This is a genomic window from Gemmatimonas sp. (assembly GCF_027531815.1).
Lineage (GTDB): Bacteria > Gemmatimonadota > Gemmatimonadetes > Gemmatimonadales > Gemmatimonadaceae > Gemmatimonas.
In genome coordinates, this window is record NZ_JAPZSK010000005.1 from 171134 (window position 1) to 192783 (window position 21650).

20 protein-coding genes are annotated in these 21650 nt (G+C 68.9%); 5 read left to right on the plus strand and 15 right to left on the minus strand.

What is annotated here, in order from left to right:
- Positions 1-126: 126 nt before the first annotated feature.
- Positions 127-1065 carry a ribonuclease Z gene (gene rnz / locus O9271_RS06985; protein ID WP_298267598.1) on the plus strand — a complete coding sequence of 313 codons (939 nt, stop codon included), beginning with the start codon at positions 127-129 and terminating at the stop codon, positions 1063-1065.
- A gap of 262 nt (positions 1066-1327) precedes the next feature.
- Here rnz and O9271_RS06990 read toward each other — a convergent pair whose 3' ends face one another.
- The 5 genes from O9271_RS06990 to O9271_RS07010 are packed head-to-tail and all read right to left on the minus strand — an operon-like array spanning position 1328 to position 6617.
- Complete coding sequence (locus O9271_RS06990; RefSeq protein ID WP_298267600.1) at positions 1328-2599, minus strand: MFS transporter; 1272 nt, start codon at positions 2597-2599, stop codon at positions 1328-1330.
- Between the two features lie 48 nt (positions 2600-2647).
- Positions 2648-3142: an acyl-CoA thioesterase gene (locus O9271_RS06995; RefSeq protein WP_298267603.1), complete on the minus strand. Its 495-nt coding sequence runs from the start codon at positions 3140-3142 to the stop codon at positions 2648-2650.
- Complete coding sequence (locus tag O9271_RS07000; protein WP_298267605.1) at positions 3139-4389, minus strand: hypothetical protein; 1251 nt, start codon at positions 4387-4389, stop codon at positions 3139-3141. The genes O9271_RS06995 and O9271_RS07000 overlap by 4 nt, the downstream gene beginning before the upstream one ends.
- Positions 4390-4422: 33 nt before the next feature.
- A complete protein-coding gene (locus O9271_RS07005) occupies positions 4423-5700 on the minus strand; it encodes a cysteine desulfurase-like protein (protein WP_298267607.1) in 1278 nt (425 codons plus the stop codon).
- The gene (locus O9271_RS07010; RefSeq protein ID WP_298267609.1) at positions 5697-6617 is read right to left on the minus strand and encodes an NAD(P)-dependent oxidoreductase; all 921 of its coding nucleotides are present in this window, start codon (positions 6615-6617) and stop codon (positions 5697-5699) included. Before O9271_RS07010 ends, O9271_RS07005 begins: the two co-directional genes overlap by 4 nt.
- Positions 6618-6692: 75 nt before the next feature.
- Here O9271_RS07010 and O9271_RS07015 point away from each other — a divergent pair, with 75 nt between their 5' ends.
- From O9271_RS07015 to O9271_RS07030, 4 genes are all read left to right on the plus strand, one after another.
- Entirely contained in the window at positions 6693-6932 is a 240-nt protein-coding gene (locus O9271_RS07015) for a hypothetical protein (protein WP_298267612.1), read from the plus strand.
- Between the two features lie 73 nt (positions 6933-7005).
- Positions 7006-8418 carry a magnesium transporter gene (mgtE, locus tag O9271_RS07020; protein ID WP_298267614.1) on the plus strand — a complete coding sequence of 471 codons (1413 nt, stop codon included), beginning with the start codon at positions 7006-7008 and terminating at the stop codon, positions 8416-8418.
- Entirely contained in the window at positions 8415-9329 is a 915-nt protein-coding gene (locus O9271_RS07025; protein ID WP_298267616.1) for a DMT family transporter, read from the plus strand. The genes mgtE and O9271_RS07025 overlap by 4 nt, the downstream gene beginning before the upstream one ends.
- Before the next feature lie 7 nt (positions 9330-9336).
- On the plus strand, positions 9337-10347 hold the full coding sequence (locus tag O9271_RS07030; RefSeq protein WP_298267618.1) for an NAD-dependent epimerase: 1011 nt from the start codon (positions 9337-9339) through the stop codon (positions 10345-10347).
- Here O9271_RS07030 and O9271_RS07035 read toward each other — a convergent pair.
- The 10 genes from O9271_RS07035 to O9271_RS07080 all read right to left on the minus strand — a co-directional run bounded on the left by O9271_RS07035 (position 10335) and on the right by O9271_RS07080 (position 21592).
- On the minus strand, positions 10335-11063 hold the full coding sequence (locus O9271_RS07035; RefSeq protein WP_298267621.1) for an SURF1 family protein: 729 nt from the start codon (positions 11061-11063) through the stop codon (positions 10335-10337). The genes O9271_RS07030 and O9271_RS07035 overlap by 13 nt on opposite strands.
- The gene (glgB, locus tag O9271_RS07040; protein ID WP_298267623.1) at positions 11053-13497 is read right to left on the minus strand and encodes a 1,4-alpha-glucan branching protein GlgB; all 2445 of its coding nucleotides are present in this window, start codon (positions 13495-13497) and stop codon (positions 11053-11055) included. Before glgB ends, O9271_RS07035 begins: the two co-directional genes overlap by 11 nt.
- A gap of 47 nt (positions 13498-13544) precedes the next feature.
- Positions 13545-14381 carry a DUF72 domain-containing protein gene (locus tag O9271_RS07045; RefSeq protein WP_298267626.1) on the minus strand — a complete coding sequence of 279 codons (837 nt, stop codon included), beginning with the start codon at positions 14379-14381 and terminating at the stop codon, positions 13545-13547.
- A gap of 141 nt (positions 14382-14522) precedes the next feature.
- The gene (locus O9271_RS07050) at positions 14523-16037 is read right to left on the minus strand and encodes a hypothetical protein (RefSeq protein ID WP_298267628.1); all 1515 of its coding nucleotides are present in this window, start codon (positions 16035-16037) and stop codon (positions 14523-14525) included.
- A gap of 10 nt (positions 16038-16047) precedes the next feature.
- Complete coding sequence (locus tag O9271_RS07055) at positions 16048-16770, minus strand: ABC transporter ATP-binding protein (RefSeq protein WP_298267630.1); 723 nt, start codon at positions 16768-16770, stop codon at positions 16048-16050.
- A gap of 1 nt (position 16771) precedes the next feature.
- Positions 16772-17998 carry an ABC transporter permease gene (locus O9271_RS07060; RefSeq protein ID WP_298267633.1) on the minus strand — a complete coding sequence of 409 codons (1227 nt, stop codon included), beginning with the start codon at positions 17996-17998 and terminating at the stop codon, positions 16772-16774.
- A 22-nt stretch (positions 17999-18020) separates the two neighbouring features.
- On the minus strand, positions 18021-18917 hold the full coding sequence (locus O9271_RS07065) for an ABC transporter permease (RefSeq protein ID WP_298267635.1): 897 nt from the start codon (positions 18915-18917) through the stop codon (positions 18021-18023).
- A gap of 34 nt (positions 18918-18951) precedes the next feature.
- Positions 18952-19752 carry a metal-dependent transcriptional regulator gene (locus O9271_RS07070; RefSeq protein ID WP_298267637.1) on the minus strand — a complete coding sequence of 267 codons (801 nt, stop codon included), beginning with the start codon at positions 19750-19752 and terminating at the stop codon, positions 18952-18954.
- A gap of 11 nt (positions 19753-19763) precedes the next feature.
- A complete protein-coding gene (locus O9271_RS07075; protein WP_298267639.1) occupies positions 19764-20204 on the minus strand; it encodes a universal stress protein in 441 nt (146 codons plus the stop codon).
- Positions 20204-21592, minus strand: a complete 1389-nt coding sequence (locus O9271_RS07080; RefSeq protein ID WP_343213876.1) for an Nramp family divalent metal transporter — start codon at positions 21590-21592, stop codon at positions 20204-20206. Before O9271_RS07080 ends, O9271_RS07075 begins: the two co-directional genes overlap by 1 nt.
- Positions 21593-21650 lie beyond the last annotated feature (58 nt).

Below are 21650 nucleotides of genomic sequence, written 5' to 3' on the forward strand. Positions count from 1 at the left end.
AACCCCGGGCCGTAGTCACACCCAGAGGCCGGCACGGTCAGGTTACGCAAACCCGGGGCCGCAGGGACACTGTCACGCCACCGGCATCCTGCCGGAATTCGCGGGGCACCGGTCTATATTCGACCCATGCCGCTGCTCGTCCGTTTTCTCGGAACCGCCGCTTCCCGCCCCACCGCGGAACGGGGGGTGCCATCGCTCGCGCTCATTCGCGATGGGCAAACCCTGCTGTTCGACTGCGGCGAAGGCACGCAGCGCCAGATGATGCGCTACGGCGTGTCCTTCTCGCTCGAAGACCTGTTCTTCACGCACACGCACTCCGACCACATTCTGGGGATTACCGGACTCATCCGTACGATGGCGCTGCAGGGGCGCACCGAACGGCTACGACTTTGGGCCCCCCGTGGCGCGGGGAAAACGTTGCGTCAATGCATCAGTCTTGGTGGCGAGCGTACCACGTTTCCGGTGGACATTACGGAACTGGACGCCGGCGCCTCGCTCGCCCGCGGTGAGTATCGCATCGACACCTTCGCCGTGGATCACGGCCCCTCCACCTCCCTCGGCTACGCGCTGGTGGAGGAGGAACGGAAGGGCCGCTTCAACCCCGACCTGGCCCGGGCGCTGGGCATCCCCGAGGGGCCGCTGTGGGGGCGCATTCACCGGGGCGAACAGATCACCCTCGACGACGGGCGCGTGATTGATTCGGCGATGCTCGTGGGCGAGCGGCGACGTGGTCGGCGCGTGGTCATTACCGGAGATACGCGCCCCTGCGCCGCCACCATCGAGGCGGCGCGCGACGCCGACCTGCTCGTGCACGAGGCCACCTTCGCCGACGACGAAGCGGCGCGCGCGGTGGAAACGGGGCACTGCACGGCGCGCGAAGCGGCCGAAGTGGCCAAGGCCGCGGGAGCGCGGCGGCTCGCGCTCACCCATATCTCGGCGCGCTACTCGCAGAACGCGCGCGAACTCGAGCGCGAAGCGAAGGCAGTGTTCGCCAATACGACCGTGGCGAAGGATGGGTACGAGGTGGAGCTGGCGTTGACGGAGGAGGAGGCGGGGCTCGGATAAGGTCGGATTGGTCGGACTGGTCAGAGATCGGAAGTCGGATGAATACCGGAGATCGGAGGCGGGAAACGGCGTTCGGAAATCGGAGGCCGGAGCGTGTGGGGCTGGGGCGCGATCGACGCTCCCTGCCACCCCTCCGATTTCGGACCTCCGAACGCCGTTTCCGGGCTCCGATTTCGGGCATTCAATCCGACCTCCGACATCCGACCTCCGACATCCGACACGTCCGACACATCCGACATCCGACGCCCGAACGTCGGCGTGCTCAGTGCCCCTTCAGATTCTTCAGCCGGCGTAGCGCCGGCACCCTCCACGCCACCGTGGCCGCCACGCCCAGAGTAGCCACGCCACCCACCACCACGGCCGTCACCGCGCCCCACCAGCGGGCGGTGATGCCACTCTCGAACGCACCGATCTCGTTCGAGCTGCCAATGAAGATCTGATTCACGCTGGAGACGCGCCCCAGCAGCGCCTCGGGAGTGCGCATCTGCAGCATGAGGCTGCGAATGACCACGCTCACCATGTCGCTCGCGCCCCCCAGCGCGAGGAAGGCAATGGAGAGCGGCAGGCTCCGACTGAGCCCGAAGCCGATCGTGCACACCCCGAAGCCGGTGACGGCGAGCAGCAGGTTGCGCCCCGAATGCGCGAAGGGCGGGAAGCGCGTGAGCAGGATGCTCGACACCACCGCCCCCGCCGCAGGGGCCGCGCGCAGCAATCCGAGCCCCGTGGGGCCGGCCTGCAGAATCTCGCTGGCGAAGACTGGCAACAGCGCCACGGCGCCACCGAAGAGTACCGAGAACAGGTCGAGTGACAAGGCGCTCAGCAGCAACGGATCGCGGAAGACGAAATGCAACCCGCCAAGAATGGCTACGCGCATCGGTTCATCGTGCCGCTCGCGGTGGGGCGAGCGATGACGCACGGAGAAGAGCACCAATACCGCGAATGCCATGAGCACGGCGTCCACAGCGTAGCTGAGCGTGATGCCGCCCACGGCGTACAGCAGGCCACCCAGCGCCGGCCCCAGCACGGCGGCCAACTGCCAGCTGCCGCTGCGCCACGTGATGGCATTGCTGTATAGCGTACGCGGCACCAGCTCGGCGCTGAGCGCCTGACGTGCCGGCTGCAGAAAGGCGCGCGCCACGCCACTCACGACGATGACGGCGTAGATGGATCGCACGCGCGCAGACGCCGTAAGCGGTGTGTTGCCCGTGGGCGCGGGGAGCGCCAGCCACCAGAGCGCGATTGAGCACGCCACCAGGACCGACAGCGCCGCCAACGCGATGCGGCGTCGGTCGTAGGTATCGGCGACATGTCCGGCGAACAGCGACATGCTGATCGCCGGCAGCGCCTCCGCCAACCCGACGAGGCCAAGGGCCAGCGGATCCTTCGTGAGATCGTAAATCTGCCAGCCGACGACCGTCCCCTGGATTTGAATACCCAGGGTGAGCGTGAACAGCGCGAGGATGTAGCGACGGAAATTGGGCAGGCGGAGCGCGGCGTAGGTATCGCGCGCCTCGCCGATCTGGTCAGCGGACATGCGGCAACATAGTCGCAGATCCTCGCGCGCGCGGGCGTGGCACGTTCCCTACGACGCGCCCCGCGCCTCGTCCTGGCGCTCCTCGAGGCGACGACGACGGCGGGCCTGCGCGGCGTCGTAGCGCCGCTGCTGCTCCTCGGTTTCCGGCATCACCGCGGCGATGGGCACCGGGCGGCCGTTGCGATCGATGGCCACGAACGTGAGGTAGCAGGTATTCGTGTGCCGCCGAGTGCCGTTGATGAGGTCCTCGGCCTCCACCCGCACCCCGATCTCCATGGACGTGGTGCCCACGAAGTTCACCGACGCCTTGCACGTCACGAGATCGCCCACGTGAATGGGCTCGCGGAAGTCGACGCGGTCGATGGAGGCCGTCACGCAGGCGGTGCGGGCATGGCGGAACGCCGAGACCGCCGCGGCCTTGTCCACCATGGCCATGATGGCGCCGCCGAAGGCATGGCCAAGGATGTTGGCATCCTGCGGCATGATGAGTTCACTCGTCTCGTGCTGCGAGTGGGCGACGGGACGGGCGGGGCGGTCGGTCATGGCTGGGCGGAGAAGGTGGCGTGCCGCATGGACACGCGCACGGCATCGTGACGGCGGGGAGGGCGGCGATGCGAGGCCCGCTGCACCAGGCCATCGAGCGCCGTGGACCGGTCGAAGGCGCGGGCGAGCGACGCGCGGCCGGCGCTGTCGAGCGGCGGCTTTTCGAGGGCAATGAGCTGGTACGCCGGTGCGCCCACCGTAGCCACCGGCCACTCGCGCCGCGAGGTCGTCACGCCACGCGCACTGAGCGACAGCCCCAGCAGTTCCCCGTCCTGTGCGGGCACGGCAATCACATCGTAGCCCCCACGCTCCCAGCGCGCCCGCGACGAATCGCTGCTCCACTCGGGCAACGTGCTCCGCACCGACGTCCACCAGCGGGGCGCGCGCACGCCGATGGGCGGTAGGTACAGCGCCAGCGCCTCGCCATCGGTGGCCTGCCCCGGCACCATGAAGGCGATGGCCGGTTCGCGGGCCAGGTCGGTGATGCCGAAGCTGCTGCTGTCGAAGACGAAACTGTCGAGGGTTTCCACCGCGGCCTGCGCCCGGTCGTCGCCGGCGGCACCCGCCTGTCGAATGCTGTCGGTGAGCTGCGCCAGCGACGCCTGCGCGACCAATACCACCCGCCGCGCCTCCTCGGCACCCAGCAGTTCACCCAGGCTGTTCACGTGTCCACTGCGCACATCCACCACGAAGCGGCGCCCGCGATGCTGGTGCGGCGGGCCACCGTCAATGTCGGCGTCCAGCAGATGTTCGAAGGTGAGATACGGGCCGTGCACATCAATGATCTCGATGCCATCGTGCACGACGGTGCGCGGGTCATCGGGTGCATCGTCATCGTTGGGATCGATCTCAAGCTCGCGCGGGTTGGCCTTACGCCACGCGGTCAGCTCGCGCATGACCGTGCTGTCGGCAAAGAGCAGCGTGCTGTCGCGCGACTGCAGGGCGCGCGCCCACAACCGCGTGGTGGCGAACGAGGCGCTGGGATACTCCGCGCCATCGTCGGAGAGGAACACCTCGATGAGGCGACCATCCACGTCGGTGAGCAGGATGGGAGCGCTGCGCACCCGCATGCCTTCTCCGCCGCTGCGCACCCAGTAGGTGGAGTCACCCGCCGCAAAGAGAAACTCGGCCGCGGGCAGCGCCTGGCCGCGGGCCGCCGGCTCGCCGCACGCCGCAAACGCGGCGGCGAGCAGGGCGGTGGTGGCGCTCACCACCAGCGCCCGGGCCGCACGAGATGCCGCCGGCACCCCCCCGCGTGATCGACTGACCGGCACGCGCATTCAGCGCCCCTGGACCAGCGTACGCACGCCATCCACGAGCCGCGCCACTTCCGCGCCGCTCGTGTAGCAGGCACAGCCGACGCGCACGAAGCCCTCCTGCTCGTATCCCAACCGACGCGCCACCGTGGTGGCGTAGAAGTCGCCGTGCGACACGTACACGCCCCGCGGCGCGAGGAAGCGCGCCACCGACTCGGCGGCGTGCCCTAGCACTCGAAAGCTCAGGGTGGGCGTGCGGGGCGTACCGGGACGGGGCCCGTAGAGCGTGACCCCGTCGACCTCCGCGAGGCCGTTCCACAGCTGGGCGAACAGCTGCTCGCCGCGCTCGTGCAGCCCGTGCATGGCAACGGCCAGCCGGTCACGGCGGGAGGTCGTCACCTCGCCGGCAATGCTGGCGAGAAACTCCACCGCGGCGGCGGCGCCCACGATGCCCTCGTGGTTCTGGGTGCCGGTTTCCAGGCATTCCGGGACCCAATCGGGCGCAGGCTCCAGGCGCGGCAGGTCGAGCGCGGCGGTGGCATCGGCGCGGCCGTACACCACCCCCACATGCGGCCCGTAGAACTTGTAGGCGCTGCACAGCACGAAGTCGGCGCCCAGCGTCTGCACGTCGACCAGATGGTGCGGGGCGTAATGCACGGCGTCGACCACCGTGATGGCGCCGGCGGCGCGCGCGAGCTGCACCAGGCGCGGCACATCACTCACCGTGCCAAGGATGTTGGAGGCCGCCCCGAGCGCCACCACCTTGGTGCGCTCAGTCAGCAGTCGCTCGAACGCGCCCGCCTCGTGGCGGAACGTGTCGAGATCGAGCGGCAGCCAGCGCAGCACGGCCCCCCGTTCCTTCGCCAGCGCCTGCCACGGCGCGATGTTGGCGTGGTGATCGAGCTCGGTGACGATGATTTCGTCACCCGGCTGCAGGGCGCGACCAATGGCCCGCGACAGATGAAACAGCAGCGTGGTCATGTTGGCACCAAACGCGATCTCCCCCGCGCTCGCCCCCAGAAAGTCGGCGAGCGTCTCGCGCGCCTGCATGAGCAGGGCATCGGTCTCCACGCTCGTGGGATAGGCCCAGTGCGTGTTGGCGTTGTGGTGCAGCAGGTAGTACGTCATGGCATCGGCCACGCCGCGCGGCACCTGCGTACCCCCCGGCCCGTCGAAGTACGCCACGGGCTGGTCTCCCTCGCGACGACCAAGGGCGGGGAACTGGGCACGAATGGCATCGACGCTGGCAATCACGTGCTCGCTGCCGTCGGACATATGCGGGGGCACCTGGGTGGCTGTCATGTCGAGGCACTCCCGGTGGCGGCCCCGCCGCCAATGGTGGCGCCGCCCAGTCGCTCCACCACACGGGCCGCTTCCACATGATCGGCCTCCTCGCCCAGCTCGTGATGGGCCATGCGGAACAGCTCCGAGGTGAGCTGCAGCAGCGGTGCCGTAATGCGCTGCTCGCGCGCCAGCTCGGCGGCTATTCCCACGTCCTTGTCGAGCAGCGCCAGCCGGAAGGTGCGGGGGAAGGCACGCGTGACCACCCGCTCGGGGAAGAGGTTCATACTCGCGTTCGAGCGGCCGCTCGAGGTGTTGATCACGTCGAGTGCCACCTCCGCCTTCACCCCCGCCTTCTCGAGTGCCACCAGCCCCTCGGCGGTACCCCAGATGTGCATGGCCAGCAACGCGTTATTCACTGCCTTGAGGGCATCGCCCGCGCCCACGGCGCCGCAGTGCACGATCTTCTTGCCGAAGCACTCGATGACGGGGCGCACGCGCGCCAGGGTGGCCTCGTCGCCGCCGATCATGACCGTGAGTGTTCCCTGCTCCGCCCCGCTCACCCCGCCGGACACGGGGGCGTCGAGAAACCCGATGCCGCGCTCGGCCAGGGTGGCAGCGATCCGCCGCGAGGTGGCGGCGTCGCCCGACGTGCAGTCGACGAGGACAGCGCCGGCCGGCATGGTGGCCAGCAGGCCGTCCGGGCCCGCGAGCAGCGACTCGACATCCCGTGACACGGGGAGACAGGTCACGACCACATCACGGTCCCGCGCGGCCTCGGCGGGCGTGGTCACGGCACGCGCGTCGTGCGCGGCCGCAAACGCCTCGGCCCTGGCCGCGGTGCGGTTCCACACGGCGAGGTCGAAATCGGGACGGGCGAGATGGCGCGCCATGGGAGTTCCAATGGCGCCGAGACCGAGAAACGCGACACGTGGCATGGGGGCATGCTCGAGGGAAACCAGCCGGCGCCCGGTCCCCGTTGAGAAGCCATGGAGTGGCGCCGAGATTGAAAGATGCCACGACTTCGCATCCACGTGCAGATCGAGGGGCTGCTTTCGGTGCACGCCGTGCGCGCCGTGTGGACGGCCCTGACGGCCGTCCCGGGCGTGCACCACGCCGAGGTGTCCATGAAGGGGGCCGTGCTGGAGACCGATGGCCCCATCGACCGGCCGCTGCTCGACGCGTGTCTGGACCACGCCGGTGTCCGGGTGGTGAACATCACGGTGGAGAAGGGCTCGTTGCCCGTGCTGTAACCGGACGACGGGCGTCGCTTTGCGCCCGGGAAGGGGCTCACTAACTTGCGCCCGAACCGCCGCCTCTTCGCCCATGACGCCTCGTTCCGACAAAGACCGGCCGCTTGCGGCGCTGATCGTGCCGGACCTGCTCGAGCTGCTCGAGGAGCATCCGGAGAGCATCGGCCCGCAGACGGAGGAGATGCACCCGGCCGACCTCGCCGACGTGGCAGAGGCCATGCCGGAGGCTGCGGTGCGGGCCTTCCTGGCCGCCCTGCCGCGCGAGCGCGCCGCCGAGGTGCTGGAGTACCTCGACGAGGAGCTGCGCACGCAGGTCCTCGAGGAGCTGCCGGCGGGGGAGGCGGCGGAAATTGTCGCCGAGATGGACCCCGACGAGCGGGCCGACGCCCTCGAGGAGCTCGACGAGGAGACGGCCGACGAGATCCTGCAGGAGCTCGAGCCGGCGGAGAAGGCCGAAACGGAGCGGCTGCTCCAGTACGATCCGTACACGGCCGGTGGACTCATGACCACCGAGTTCGTGAGTGTGCTGGAGACGCTCACGGTGGAGGAGTCGTTACGGGCGGTGCGAGCCATGGCGCGCGGCGGCCGGCGCGAGGCCATGTACACCATCTACACGGTGGACGACGCGGGGCGGCTGCGCGGAGTACTGTCGTTGCGCGAGCTGCTGGCGGCGCCGGAAGGGTCGCGCATCAGCGAGCACGCGTGGACCGAAGTGGTGAGCGTGTCCCCCGACACCCCGCAGGAAGAGGTGTCGCAGGTGACGTCCAACTACGACCTCGTGGCGCTGCCGGTGGTGGATGGGCAGAAGCGGCTGCTGGGTGTGGTCACCGTGGACGACGTCATCGACGTCATCCAGGAAGAGCAGACCGAGGACGCGCAGAAGTTCGGCGGCATGGAGGCGCTCGAGGAGCCCTACATGCAGATCTCGCTCTGGCAAAACGTGCGCAAGCGCGGCGGCTGGCTGGCCATCCTGGCCATGAGCGAGTTCTTCACCGCCTCGGTCATGGCGCGTTACGAGCACAGCCTCGACGATGCCGTATTCCTCTCGCAGTTCATCCCGCTCGTCATGAGTTCGGGGGGGAACTCGGGGTCGCAGGCCACATCGCTGATCATCCGCGCCATGGCACTGGGCGAGGTGCGGTTGGGCGACTGGTGGCGCATCGTGCTGCGCGAGTTGCCGGCCGGGCTCATCCTGGGGATCATCATTGGCGTCATCGCCATGATCCGCATCGTGGCCTGGAACACGCTCGGGCTGTACGACTACGGCGTTCACTCGGCGTGGATTGCGCTCACGGTGGGCGTCACGCTCGTGGCCGTGGTCACGATCGGGTCGCTGAGTGGCTCCATGCTCCCGTTCCTGCTCAAGCGGTTGGGGTTCGACCCGGCCAGTGCGTCGGCGCCATTCGTGGCCACCATCGTGGACGTGTCGGCGATCAGCCTCTACTTCAGCGTGGCCTACCTGTTCCTCGCCGGCAAGCTGCTGTGAGTGCATCGCCGGCGGCGCGGCGCGCCATCTGGCGCGGTACGCTGGCGGTGGTGTTCAGCGCCTGCTGCTTCGGCTCCATTTCGCCGCTCACCGTGGTGGCCACCGAGCGTGGCATGGCGCTCGAGAGTATCCAGACCTGGCGCTATTTCGCCAGTGCGGTGCTGGTGGTGGCGTATGGCTGGTGGCGTCCGCCCGCGCCGGCGGCGGGGCTCTCCCCCTGGTATCGTCCGCGCACGCTGCTCATTGCCGGCGGCGGACAGGCCATCGTGGCCACGCTGGCGCTGGCGGCGTTGCGCTGGTTGCCCGCCGCCACGGCCAGCTTCCTGTTCTACACGTACCCCGCGTGGGTCACCGTGATCACCGCGGTGCGTGGTCTCGAACCCCTCGACGGGTCGCGGGTGCTGGCACTCGCCCTGGCACTGGGTGGCATCGCGGCCATGGTGGGCGCCCCCAGCGCCGCGTCGCTGTCGCCCGTGGGATTGGCCGTCATCCTGTCGGGGGCGCTCGTGTACGCGCTGTACATCCCCGTCCTGAGCGGGTTGCAGCGCGGGCGCGACGGGCTCGATGTCGCGCGGGCGATCTGTGTGGGCGGGACACTCTGTTTCGCCACGTGGTCGGTGCTGTCGGGCACGCTGTTCGCCATTCCCGATGCGGTGGCGCTGGGGGCGAGCGTACTGCAGGGCGTGCTCGCCTCCGGCGCTTTCGTGGGATTTCTGGCGGGGTTGCGCATCCTCGGCAACGTGCGCACCGCCATCACGAGCACGGTGGAACCGTTCTGGACGACACTGCTGGGAGTGGTGCTCCTGGCTCAGCCCGTCGGTACCGGCACGCTGGTGGGCGGCGCGGCCATAATGGGCGCCGTACTCCTCCTGCAACGTCCGGTAGCGACATTGCCAACTCGATCGTCCTAATCTCACCATGGCAAAGATTCTCGTCACCGGCGCGGCCGGCTTCATTGGCTTCCACACGAGCGAACGCCTGCTGGCGCGAGGCGACACGGTGGTGGGGCTGGACAACGTCAACGACTACTACGACCCCACGCTGAAGGAAGCGCGCCTCGCGCGGCTGCAGGGGCAGCCGGGGTTCACCTTCGTGAAGATGGACCTGGGCGACCGCGCCGGCATCGAGCGACTCTTCGCCACCGAGCGGTTCGACAAGGTCATCAACCTGGCCGCGCAGGCGGGGGTGCGCTACTCGCTCACCAACCCGCACACGTACATCGACAGCAACCTGGTGGGGTTCCTGCACATCCTCGAAGGGTGCCGCCATCACGGCGTGCAGCATCTCACCTACGCGAGCTCGTCGAGCGTGTACGGGGCCAACACGGCGATGCCCTTCTCGGTGCACCAGAACGTGGACCATCCGCTGTCGCTTTACGCGGCCACGAAGAAGGCCAACGAGCTCATGGCGCACACGTACAGCCACCTGTACGGGCTGCCCACCACGGGGCTGCGCTTCTTCACGGTCTACGGCCCGTGGGGACGCCCGGACATGGCGCTCTTCCTGTTCACGAAGGCCATCCTCGACGGGCGCCCCATCGACGTCTTCAACCATGGCCAGATGCGCCGCGACTTCACCTACATCGACGACATCGTGGAAGGGGTGATTCGCACGAGCGACCATACGGCGCCACCGAACGCGGCGTGGGACAGCGATTGCCCTGATCCCGCCACGAGCAAGGCGCCCTACCGCATCTACAACATCGGCAACAACAACCCGGTGGAACTCATGCACCTGATCGGTACGCTCGAGCAGGCGCTGGGGCGCACCGCCGTGAAGACCATGCTGCCCATGCAGCTGGGCGACGTGCCGGCCACCTACGCCGATGTCGAGGCGCTGGAGCAGGACGTGGGCTTTGCGCCGAAGACGTCCATCGAAACGGGCGTGGCGCGCTTCGTGGAGTGGTACCGGGCGTACTACGGCGCGTAGCGCCGCCTCGTGCGGACGAAGGCCACGAAGCCCACCAGAAAGACCGTAGCGAAGGAGAACCACTGCAGCGCGTACGACAGGTGCGGGCCATCGTTGATGGCCGGTGGCGGCACGCGCGTGGGGCGGGTGATGTCCTGCATGATGGTGTCGCCCAGCGCCAGCAGGATGAACGGTGCCACCGGGCGCCCCACCAGCGTGCCGATCGTATCGCGGTCGAGCAGCCGCATGGCCCGCGGTGACGACTGCATGGTGGCCTGGCCGCCGCGCTTGGGCGGGAACGAGAGGAGCAACGCGTCCAGCCGCAGCGTATCGGCCTCTCGCGCCTTGGCGAAATCGGCGGTGCGGCCGTCGGCCGCGTAGAGATAGCCACGCAGCACGAGAATCGCGGTGTCCCCCCAGCTGCCGTCGAGGGGGCGCACCGGCGTGAGCAAATGCACACCGGGCGACCCGTTCTGCGTGCGCGTGGCGTGCACGAGTTCGTTGCCGTAGTCGGCGACCGCCTCGATGCGCACCCGTCGCCAGTGGGTCACGCTCGTGTCCTGCCCCTGCAACGCGGCCAGCGGCAGCGCCTCGGTTGCCCCCCGCGACGCCACGATCGCGTTCTGCGCGCGTCGCTGTGTCAGCCGGTCGAGCTGCCAGATGCCAAGCCGTACACACACGCCCACCGCCACGGCCGTGAGCAGGCCGAACGCAATGGTCTTCGCCTTACTGCTCATGCGCCGGCGGGGCGGGAGGGACCGACCGCTTGCGCGGCGTGCGCGCCCGCTTGGCGGCGGGTGCCGGCGCGGGCGACGGCGCGGCCACACTGGCCGGCTTCGACGCCGTGGTCAACTTGGGCGCCTTGGGCGTCTTGGGCGTCTTGGTGGCCTTCGGCGCCTTCTTCCCCTTCCTCGCCTTGCCTTCGGGGTTGGCCGCGGACAACGCCGGCGCATCGGGCGCCGCCGGCGGCGGCAGCTCCTCGGGCACCAGCACCAGCATGCTCAGCGGCGGCAGCGACACCGTGAACGACTGCTCGAATCCGTGGTACGGCACGGCGTCGGAGCACGCCGACACCGCGGCCTCGTAGCCGCTGCCGCCGAACTCGGGTGCATCGGAGTTGAGCGCCACGCGATAGCGCGTGCGCGCCGGCGCCCCCAGCCGATAGTCGGCACGGGGCACCGGCGTGAGATTCAGTACTACCACGGCATGCTCGTGGCCATCGAAGCGCGCGTACGAAAACACCGACTGCTCACGATCGGCCACATCGATCCAGCGATAGCCGTTCGGGTCATGATCCCCGCGCCACAGGCAGGGGAGCTGGCGGTAGAGCGCGCCCAGCGCACAGACGTACTCCAGCAGGCCACGTCGGCGCGGATCTTCCAGCAGGTGCCACTCGAGGCTCGCGTCGTGATTCCACTCGTGGTGCGTGCCCAGCTCCATGCCCATGAAGAAGAGCGACTTGCCGGGACGCGTCACCGAATAACCCATGAGCGCCCGCACGTTGGCGAGCTTCTGCCACACGTCCCCCGGCATTTTCTCGAGCAGCGACTTCTTGAGGTGCACCACTTCGTCGTGCGACAGCGGATTCACGAACCGTTCGCTGTACTCGTACCACATCGCGAACGTCATCTTGTCGTGCGCGCCCTTGCGGAAGAAGGGGTCCACCCGGAAGTAGTCGAGGGTGTCGTGCATCCACCCCATGTTCCACTTGAAGGTGAAGCCCAGTCCGCCGTCGCTGATCGGGGCCGTGACCTTGGGCCACGCCGTGCTCTCCTCCGCCACTGTGATCACACCGGGGTGCAGCGACTGCACAGCATGATTGAGCTGCTTGAGGAACCCCACGGCATCGAGGTTCTCGCGGCCGCCATGCTTGTTGCGCAGCCACTGTCCGGCTTCGCGGCCGTAGTCCAGGTACAGCATGGATGCCACGGCATCCACGCGCAGCCCGTCAATGTGGAACTCCTCGATCCAGTACAGCGCATTCGCCACGAGGAAGTTGCGCACCTCGTGCCGCGCATAATTGAAGATGTGCGTTCCCCACTCGGGGTGATCGCCGAGGCGCGGATCTTCGTGCTCGTAGCAGGCCGTGCCATCGAACCGGCGCAGCGCCCAGTCATCCTTGGGGAAATGCGCCGGCACCCAGTCCAGCAGCACGCCGATCCCCGCCTGGTGCAGCGTGTCCACCAGATGCCGGAAGTCGTCAGGCGTGCCGAAGCGGGACGTGGGCGCAAAGTACCCGCCCACCTGGTAGCCCCACGAGCCACCGAACGGATGCTCCTGCACGGGGAGCAGCTCCACGTGGGTGAACCCCATGCGGCGCACATGCTCCGCCAGCTTGGGCGCGATCTCGCCGTAGCTGAGCACACGGCCGTCGTCGCCACGCAACCACGAGCCCAGGTGCACCTCGTAGGCCAGCATCGGCTCGCGCAGCGGCTCGCCCTCGGCGCGCTGCGCCAGCCAGCTGCCGTCGCTCCACACATAGCCACTGCGCGCCTGCACGATGGATGCGAAGCCCGGCGCCTGCTCCAGCTTGTGGGCGTACGGATCGGTCTTCACGCGCGTCGCGCCGGTGCGCGTGCGGATCTCGTACTTGTACAACGCTTCGGCGCCGACCCCCGGCACGAACAGCTCGAACACGCCGCTCGTGCCCAGCATGCGCATGGCGTGCGCGCGCCCATCCCAGCGATTGAAGGTGCCGATTACACTCACGCGCACCGCATTGGGCGCCCACACGGCGAAGGCCGTTCCGGCCACGCCGTCCACCACCATGGGATGCGACCCCAGCTTCTCCCAGAGGCGCAGGTGCCGCCCCTCGTTGAAGAGGTGCAGATCGACCTCGCCCATCGTGGGCTGGAAGCGATAGGGATCGTCGATGGTGAACCGTTCCCCCTCGCCGGAGGTGACCACGAGCCGGTAGCGCAGCGGGACGCGGCGATCGGAGAGGAAGGTCGTGAAGAGGCCAGCTGCGTCACGCTGCATGGCGAACTCGTGTTCTCCCACCAGCACGGAAACCGCGGCCGCATTGGGGAGGAACGCGCGGACGACGACCCCCTGCACACCATCCACCGTGGCTGTGTGGGCCCCGAGCACATCGTGCGGATGCATGGATTCCCCACGCACGAGGCGCTGCGCGGCGTCGGACGGCACGGGCGGCACTTGGGTCGTCGTCATGCCTGCAATCTAGGCAGCGCGGCCGCCCCGCAAGTGCCCCGGCGGCGTCAGAAGAGCGACGCCTGGTCCCCCAGCCGTGCCGGGTCCACCGTGGGGAGCCCCAGGCGGGTCTGCAGCATGCGCACCGAAGCGGGCGCATGGCCCGCGAAATGGTTGTTCACGAAGCCGAAGATCTCGCGGACCTGTCCCTGCAGCACCGGCATCACGCGCGCCCAGGCGTCCAGTTCGGCGCTGCGGTCCACCTGCAGCTGCGAGTAATCGGTGATGGCGCGATCGGGTCCCATCCAGCGCAGGTACGCAAAATCGGCGGTGGGGTGCGCACAGAGCGACAGCAACCACTCCCGGGGAATCCATCGCCCATCGCTGAGCGCCAGCGCCACCCCGTGCTCCTGCAGCAGCGCCAGCACGCGTCGCCGCACCCACGACGGATGCCGAAACTCCACCGCAAAGCGCAGGTCGCGAGGCAACGTCGCCAGCCACTCGGCGAAGGGCTTGCCCTGCGCCGGCAGGAAGTCCGGCGCGCACTGGATGAGAATGGGCCCCAGCCGTGGGCCCAGCTCGCGCATGCGATCGGCGAACTCGTCCAGCAGGCCGCGACTGTCGCGAAAACGCCGCTCGTGCGTGATCGCCTGCGGCAGCTTGCAGGTGAACATGAAGTGGTCGGGCGCTCGTGCGGCCCATCCGCGCACGGTGCTCACCGGGGGAATGGCGTAGAAGGTGGAGTCGATCTCCACCACCTCGAACGCCTTCGCATAGGTGCGCAGGAAGTCGACCGCACGGGTGTTCGCGGGATAGAAGGGGCCGACCCACGCGGGGTAGTTCCACCCTTGCGTGCCGAAACGGATCGTCGGACGCGATGCCGGCTCACCCATGGAGCACCGCATGCCGCCACACCGGTGCCAGCCGTGTCGGATCGCCACACCGATGGCTGGACTCGGCGCGCCTCGCTCCGGAGACGCGTGAGTATGTGACCCAGCGCGTGCGCTGAGGCACCGGCAGACCGGGACCACGCACAGCGGGGCGGATCAGCGGTACGTTTCGAAGAAGCCGCGCCCGCGCCCGCTGAGCACGGTGCCGCGAATGCGTCCGCTGAGCTGCGCCTCGCCCGCCATCTGCACGAACCACGGTCGGGCGAGGCCGCGCGCGTAGTCGCCCTCGCCACGTTCGGCGAGCCCCGTGCGCGTGTCGGTGGCCACCGCGTCGTCGATCGTGAGCTGCAGCCGCAGCGTATCCGCGTCGCGCACATCGAACAGTTCGGCGTTGGCCGGCACCCGCAGCGGCCCCTCCGCCGTGTTCACCACGCGCGCATCCTCGTAGTGCACGACCCGGGGGCGGAACAGCGCCACGAAGCCGCGTGCGTCGGTCACGTACACGAACAGCGGCGACGAACTGCCCGCTGTGTCTTCGGGCGTGACGCGTCCGTACAGCAGCGTGTAGTCACCGGCGCGCGTGGCGCCCCACTCCCACGTCACGCCACGCCAGCCTCCCCAGTTGTGATCGTGATACGCCTGCGCTTCGGCATAGCGGTCGCAGCGCGACGCGACGCAGATGCGGCCGGTGGCCGTGGCGCGCAGCGCCGGCACCGCGTAGCCCGAGGTGAAGTCACCGCTCACCAGCGTGGCACCGGGGAACTCCACGCGCGGCGTTGGTGACACCACCAGGTCGAGGGAGAGCGATGCGCCCGTGCCTGCTTCACGACCCACGGACCGAATCGCGTAGCGCCCGTCGGGAAGCACCGTGACGCTTCCCTCGCCAATACGCACGTCGGCATCGCGACGACTGAAGCGAACCCGCTCCCGCGGAACGTTCGTGACGAAGCGCCGCGGCGCCCGCCCCCGCTCGTGCAACGTGACGAGCAGTTGCCCTCCCCACCGCTCTCCCCGTACATCACCGCCCACGAGGAACGTGATGAAGGCCCACCTCGAGGCGTCGGGGGAAAGCACGTTGAAGTAGTGCCATTCGCCCCACGAGTCGGCGTTCGCCAGCCCATCGGCAGGGCGATGGAAGTGGTCGATTTCGTGTCGCAGCTCCGCCACCGTGGGACGCGTCCAGCGCAGGTCACCAGCATCGTCCTCCCACACCCCCTCGGTGATCGTGGGCATCGCCCCGAGCGCCCGCGTGGCCGACGGCACTTCACCGGTGGCCCGAACGGCCCGCTCCACGCCGTCCGGTGTGGTGAGATAGAGCAGCTTTCCCTCCATCTGCGGCGCCGCCACCGAGACGGCATCAGCGAGACGCGGATTGCTGAGCACCTGCCGGTACACGAAGCGCGCGTTGGGCACCGAGAAGAACAGCCCACCCAGCCCGCCGGTCGTGAGGACCTCGAGATCGATCCCTTCCGGCAGCACCGTGATCTGGCCACCGCCCACCAGCCGCTCCTGACTGGCTTGGCGCACCATCGCCTCGCCGACGGCCAGCAGCACCACCATGACGCCCACTCCGACGCCGAATCCGCTGCACAGCAGCAGCGCACGCCACGGACGTGACGTGACCGTGCGCCACGCCAGCAGCCACGAGGTGCCCAGCCGTTCGCGGTTCATGGCACGTGGCTCAGGCAGGGCGGTTGCGGGTGTCTGACGACACCAGGCCGTCGCGCAGGCGAATCACCCGCTGGGCGCGGTTGGCCACGACCGTGTCGTGCGTGACAAACACCAGCGTCGTGCCGTCGCGATGCAACTGTCCGAACAGCTCGAGCAGACGCTCACCGGTGGCGGCATCCAGCTCGCCCGTGGGCTCGTCGGCCAGCAACAGCGCCGGACTGTTGGCGAGCGCACGGGCAATGGCCACGCGTTGCTGTTCACCACCCGACAGCTGCGTGGGGCGATGATCCCGACGGTCACCCAGCCCCACGTACCCGAGCAGCTGCTCGGCCCGCGTGCGGCGCGCACGCCGGTCCATCCCCGCTTCGGCGAGCGGCAGCTCCACGTTCTCCTGGGCCGACAACGTGGGCATGAGGTAGAAGCGCTGAAACACAAAGCCGATGTGCCGCAGCCGAAAGTCGGTGGCCTCGGTATCGCCCAGCTGCGCCGTGTCCCGGCCGTTCACGAGCACGCGCCCGCTGCTCGGCGCGTCGATGGCCCCCAGGAGATGCAGCAGGGTGCTCTTGCCGCACCCGGATGGTCCCGTGATGGCCGCAAACTCACCGCGAGCGATCTCCAGATCGATGCCGCGCACCGCCTGCACGAGGGCGTCGCCCATGCGGTAGCTGCGCTCCACCTGTTCGCAACGAATCACCACCTCGTCACGCGAGCCCACGGGTGTGGAGTGCGTCATGTCAGCCAACAGCGTCCTCGCGCAGCGAGCGCACGATGGGAATGGAGGCGGCGCGCCACGCCGGCAACAGTCCGGCAAGCGTTCCGGAGACGAGCAGCAGGGCCAGGGACTTCCATGCCGCTTCGGGGCTCCAGCGGAAGAAGTCGAACGCGGCCGGCAGCCCGGGGAAGTCGCGCAGAATGCCGTTCAGCCAGCGTGCGGTCACGAGCCCCAGCAGCAGCCCCCCCGCAATGCCGGTGGCACTCAGCATGAACCCCTCGAGAAAGACCTGGCGCAGTACGCCCCCCTTCTGGGTACCAATGGCGCGCAACACGGCGATCTCTCCCCGTCGCTCGTTCACCGACAGCGTGACGAGCGTGGCCACGAGGAGAAAGCCGATGCCGAGGCTGATGGCCCCGAGTACGAAGGCGAGCTGCCGGAAGTACGAAAGGCGCTCCTCGACCTGCCGAATGGCGGTCTCGGTGCTGATGGCCGTCACGCGCGGTTGGGTCTGCGCAATCCAGGTGCGCACCGCTTCCACGCTGGCCGAATCGCCGCGCCGGCTCTCGGCCATGGCCACCGACATGCGGTCTCGGTAGGCGCTCCCCAACAGGGTGCGGAGTTCGCGCAGCGGCAGGGCCATGACCGGCGTTTCGGCGGGTACGTAGAAGAACCGGCCTTCACCGGCCAGCACCACCACGCGCGCGCGCGCCGTGGTGCGCAGCTGCGCGTCGATACCGGATGCCACCGTGAGCGTGTCGCCCAGCTGCTTGCCGCTGCGCAGCAGAAACGCGCGGTTCACCACCGCCGGCAATGGCGCAGCCGCACCGGTGGTGCGGTCGGACGGCGGCGGCAGGTCGCGCCCTCCGTCCAGGACGTAGTCGCCCTGCACATCGGATTCGAGCCCGAGCGAAAAGACCGACGGGAACCGATGGCCCGGCAACGCCAGCGTGGCCCCCAGCCCCGGGCTGACGGCGCGAATGTCGGGATTGGCACGCAACGCCGACACGATGGCCGTCGCGCCGTCGATGGTGGCCTCGCTGTCGAAGGGGAGCGTCCCCTTGGGGGACACGCGCAGCTGGTAGCCGCGGGTGAGCAGCAGCGAGCGGAAGCTTTCCCGCATGCCCGTGGCCAGCATGACCATGTCGAGCAGCAACGCGGCCGCCACGGCAATGCCCATCACGGCCAGGGCGGTGCGTGAGGGATGACGGCGCAGGGTGGCCAAGGCCAGCGTGGCGCGCATGCTCATGGGTGGCCTCCGGGGTGCGACGTCATCGGCCAAGCAGCGTGAGCGGCGGCGTGCGCACCAGTCGCCAGGCGGCCACGGCGCCCGCGGCGATACCAAGCACGAGGCTGGTGAGCGTGGCGAAGGCGAAGATCTCCGGCGTGAGCAGCGCGAACAGCAGCGGGGTGCGGTACACCTGCTGGAAGTGCGCGTTCACGATGAGACTGGCGACCCACCCGATCCCGGCACCGATGACGCTCCCGATCACCGAAACCAGCGCCGCCTCGATCACGATGGCCCGCACGACCGTTGCCTGCGAGATCCCCATGAGCCGCAGCGCCGCAATGTCGCGCCGGCGTTCCTCGACACTCAACAGCAGCAGGCAGAGCAGAAAGACCGCGCTGGCCACCACGGTGATGAGGCCAATGGCGCGATGAAAGCGCTCCACCACCCGAAAGGTGCGTGAGCTCTGCACCGCCACGTCGGCCGACTTGTGCGCGCGAAAGCCGAACGCCACGTGGTTGATGCGGGCGACGGCGGAATCGATGGGCACAGAGTCGGGAACGCCCACGGCGAATCGGTCGACCCGATCGTCGAGTGCGAGCAGCTGCTGCAGATGATCGACGTGGGTGCGGATGCGATACTCGCGCCGCGCCACTTCGGCGGGGTCGGCCCTGCGCTCGAAGACGGCAGCCACGGTGACGCTGTCCCCCGGTACCCCCGGCGTACCCGACAGCCGCACTACCGCGCCCGGGCGCAAGCCGAAATCCTCGGCCATGCGCGCATCCACGGCGATCCCGCGTACTGTGGGCGCACGGCGGCCGTACGTGGGCGACAGAATGGTGTCTCCCTGCGCCCCCGCCGTAGGCGCGAGCGCGGGACACGCGGCGAGTGCCGCGAACAGCACGAGCGCGGCGGAGACCGCGCGCCATCGGTAGCACATCACCGCCCCTCCCTCGGCAACGCCAGCGGGCGGGTCAGCGCGACGGCTTGCGGGAGCGGGGGCGTGCGCCCGCCGACTCGGCGGTGGCAGCAGGAGCCGGTGCGGAGGGCGCCGCAGGGCGGCGAGCGGAAGCGGAGGCTGGCATGGAGGACGTCATCGATTCCACCAACACCTGCGCGGCCAGATTGGGTCCCACCAGCGGCTCGGCGGTACCGATGCGCAGCGTGATGGGGCCGTCGAAGGGCGCGCGTGCCACGAGGGTGATTTCGGCCCCCGGCTGCAACGAGATTTCGGCCAGGTAGCGCAGCAGCGACGGATCCTTGTCGCTCACGCGCACCATCCGCGCGCATTCGCCCACTTCAAGGTCGGCCAGCGTGCGGTGTGTGCGCTCGTCCACGTGGCCGTCGGCTGTGGGGATGGGGGCGCCATGCGGATCCGCCGTGGGGTTGCCCAGCGCCGCCGCCATGCGCGCGATGAGGTCGTCGGACGCGGCATGCTCGAGCCGCTCGGCCTCGTCGTGCACGCGGTCCCACGGGTACCCCAGCACGCGCGTGAGGTACGTCTCGAGAATGCGGTGCCGGCGGATGGTACGCAGCGCCGCCTGGCGGCCCAGCGCCGTAAGCTGCACGCCCTTGTAGGGCACATGATCGAGAAAGCCCTGGCTGGCCAGCCGGCGGATCATCCCGGTCACCGACGCCGGTGCCACGGCGAGCGCACTGGCCACGTCGGAGGTGGCCGCCGCACCGTGGCGCATCTCGAGCTCGTAGATCGCCTTGAGATAGTCCTCGACCGGTTCGGTGAGCAGCGGGGGCGAGTCAGCGGGGCGGGCAGTCATGGTGCGAAAGATCAGCGGGGGCGACCGCCAACGGGACCCCGGACCATGAGGACCGGCACCATGGTCCGGTGCCGGACCCCGTTGGCGGTGGTCCCGTAGAGCAGGTCCTGCAGCCCCTTGTGCCCGTGCGTCGCCATGGCGATGAGGTCGCACCGCTCGCGGTCGGCGGCGCTCGCGATCTCCGAGGCCGGGTCCCCTCCAGCAAGGAGGGACTCGGTCTCAAACCCTTCGCCGCGCAGCTGGGCGCAGAGCCCCTCGAGGTAGTCGCGATCGACGCGCATCTCCTCCGACTCGCGCAGCTTGAGCGACTGCTGGTTGCGCGCGGCCCAGCCGTCGGCCACATGGATGAGCACGATGGAGGAGCCGCACAGGCTGGCGAGCTGGCGCACGTGGTCGATGATGACGCGATCGTACGATGAGTGCTCGAGGGGCACGAGGATGCGGCGGTACATCAGTGCATCCACCCGAGCACGGTCTGCGCGAGCAGCCACACGTTGAGCGAGGCGATGACCGTGGCCACGGTATAGGCCGCAACCTTGAGTGGCGTGGAGTTGACGAACGCGCCCATTTTCACCTTGTCGGAGGTGAACTGCACCAGCGGAAACACGGCGAAGGAGAGTTGCAGCGAGAGGATGACCTGGCTGAGCACGAGCAGCTTGGCCGTGCCACTCTCGCCATAAAGTATCGCCACGATGGCCGCCGGCACGATGGCGATGGCGCGCGTGATGAGCCGGCGCAGCCACGGCCGCAACCGGAGATCGAGGAATCCCTCCATGACGATCTGCCCGGCCAGGGTGCCGGTGAGCGTGGAGTTCTGTCCCGACGCCAGCAGGGCGAGGGCGAAGACCGCGCTGGCACCACCCACGCCCAGCAGCGGCGACAGCAGCTTGTAGGCGTCCTGGATCTCCGCCACCTCGGTGTTGCCGGTGCTGTGGAAGGTGGCGGCGGCCACGATGAGGATGGCCGCGTTGATGAACAGCGCGAAGGTGAGCGCGATGGTGCTGTCCAGAAACGCAAAGCGCACCGCCTCCCGTTTCCCCTCGGTGTTTTCGGCGTACTTCCGCGTCTGCACGATGCTCGAGTGCAGATACAGATTGTGCGGCATCACCGTGGCACCCAGGATGCCGATGGCGATGTACAGCATCTCGGGGTTGGTGATGATCTCCGTGGTGGGCAGGAAGCCGCGCGCCACCTCACCGATGTCGGGCTTCGAGATGAACAGCTCGAAGACGAAGCAACCGCCCACCACCGCGATGAGCGCGATGACCAACGCTTCGAGGAGGCGGAAGCCCTTGTTCTGCAGGTACAGCACGATCATCACGTCGAACGCCGTGATGGCGATGCCCACGGGCAGCGAGATGCCGAAGAGCAGGTTGAGGGCGATGGCGGTGCCGATCACTTCGGCCAGGTCGCAGGCCGCGATGGCGAGCTCACAGAGCACCCAGAGCGCGAACCCGGTGCGCCGCGAGTAGTGATCCCGACAGGCCTGCGCGAGATCGCGACCGGTGACGATGCCCAGCTTGGAGGCGAGCCCCTGCAGGAGCACCGCCATGAGGTTGGAGAGCAGGATGACCGACAGCAGCGCGTAACCGAAGCGCGACCCACCGGCGAGGTCGGTGGCCCAGTTGCCCGGGTCCATGTATCCCACCGCCACCAGATAGCCGGGGCCGGCAAAGGCCAGCAGCTTGCGGAACCAGGTGGCGCCGTGCACCTCGACGGAGCGGTGCACCTCGGAGAGCGATGGCGCCAGCCGGGCACGGCGCCAGCCGGGTTCGACAGTCGCCGCTTCCGGAGGGACCGCTACTGGATCGGACGGAGGGGAAGGATTCGGTGTTGCCATACCAACAATTTAGGCACCACTAAACCCTCGGCAAGCGCCCCAGCGCCGGTCGGCCGGC

Coding starts and splice junctions, on each gene's coding strand:
- O9271_RS07075 (WP_298267639.1), bottom strand. CDS start 20,204: ATGTACCGCCGCATCCTCGTGCCCCTCGAGCACTCATCGTACGATCGC.
- O9271_RS06990 (WP_298267600.1), bottom strand. CDS start 2,599: ATGTCCGCTGACCAGATCGGCGAGGCGCGCGATACCTACGCCGCGCTC.
- glgB (WP_298267623.1), bottom strand. CDS start 13,497: ATGACGACGACCCAAGTGCCGCCCGTGCCGTCCGACGCCGCGCAGCGC.
- rnz (WP_298267598.1), top strand. CDS start 127: ATGCCGCTGCTCGTCCGTTTTCTCGGAACCGCCGCTTCCCGCCCCACC.
- O9271_RS07060 (WP_298267633.1), bottom strand. CDS start 17,998: ATGAGCATGCGCGCCACGCTGGCCTTGGCCACCCTGCGCCGTCATCCC.
- O9271_RS06995 (WP_298267603.1), bottom strand. CDS start 3,142: ATGACCGACCGCCCCGCCCGTCCCGTCGCCCACTCGCAGCACGAGACG.
- O9271_RS07050 (WP_298267628.1), bottom strand. CDS start 16,037: ATGAACCGCGAACGGCTGGGCACCTCGTGGCTGCTGGCGTGGCGCACG.
- O9271_RS07070 (WP_298267637.1), bottom strand. CDS start 19,752: ATGACTGCCCGCCCCGCTGACTCGCCCCCGCTGCTCACCGAACCGGTC.
- O9271_RS07065 (WP_298267635.1), bottom strand. CDS start 18,917: ATGTGCTACCGATGGCGCGCGGTCTCCGCCGCGCTCGTGCTGTTCGCG.
- O9271_RS07080 (WP_343213876.1), bottom strand. CDS start 21,592: ATGGCAACACCGAATCCTTCCCCTCCGTCCGATCCAGTAGCGGTCCCT.
- O9271_RS07010 (WP_298267609.1), bottom strand. CDS start 6,617: ATGCCACGTGTCGCGTTTCTCGGTCTCGGCGCCATTGGAACTCCCATG.
- O9271_RS07015 (WP_298267612.1), top strand. CDS start 6,693: ATGCCACGACTTCGCATCCACGTGCAGATCGAGGGGCTGCTTTCGGTG.
- mgtE (WP_298267614.1), top strand. CDS start 7,006: ATGACGCCTCGTTCCGACAAAGACCGGCCGCTTGCGGCGCTGATCGTG.
- O9271_RS07035 (WP_298267621.1), bottom strand. CDS start 11,063: ATGAGCAGTAAGGCGAAGACCATTGCGTTCGGCCTGCTCACGGCCGTG.
- O9271_RS07030 (WP_298267618.1), top strand. CDS start 9,337: ATGGCAAAGATTCTCGTCACCGGCGCGGCCGGCTTCATTGGCTTCCAC.
- O9271_RS07005 (WP_298267607.1), bottom strand. CDS start 5,700: ATGACAGCCACCCAGGTGCCCCCGCATATGTCCGACGGCAGCGAGCAC.
- O9271_RS07045 (WP_298267626.1), bottom strand. CDS start 14,381: ATGCGGTGCTCCATGGGTGAGCCGGCATCGCGTCCGACGATCCGTTTC.
- O9271_RS07055 (WP_298267630.1), bottom strand. CDS start 16,770: ATGACGCACTCCACACCCGTGGGCTCGCGTGACGAGGTGGTGATTCGT.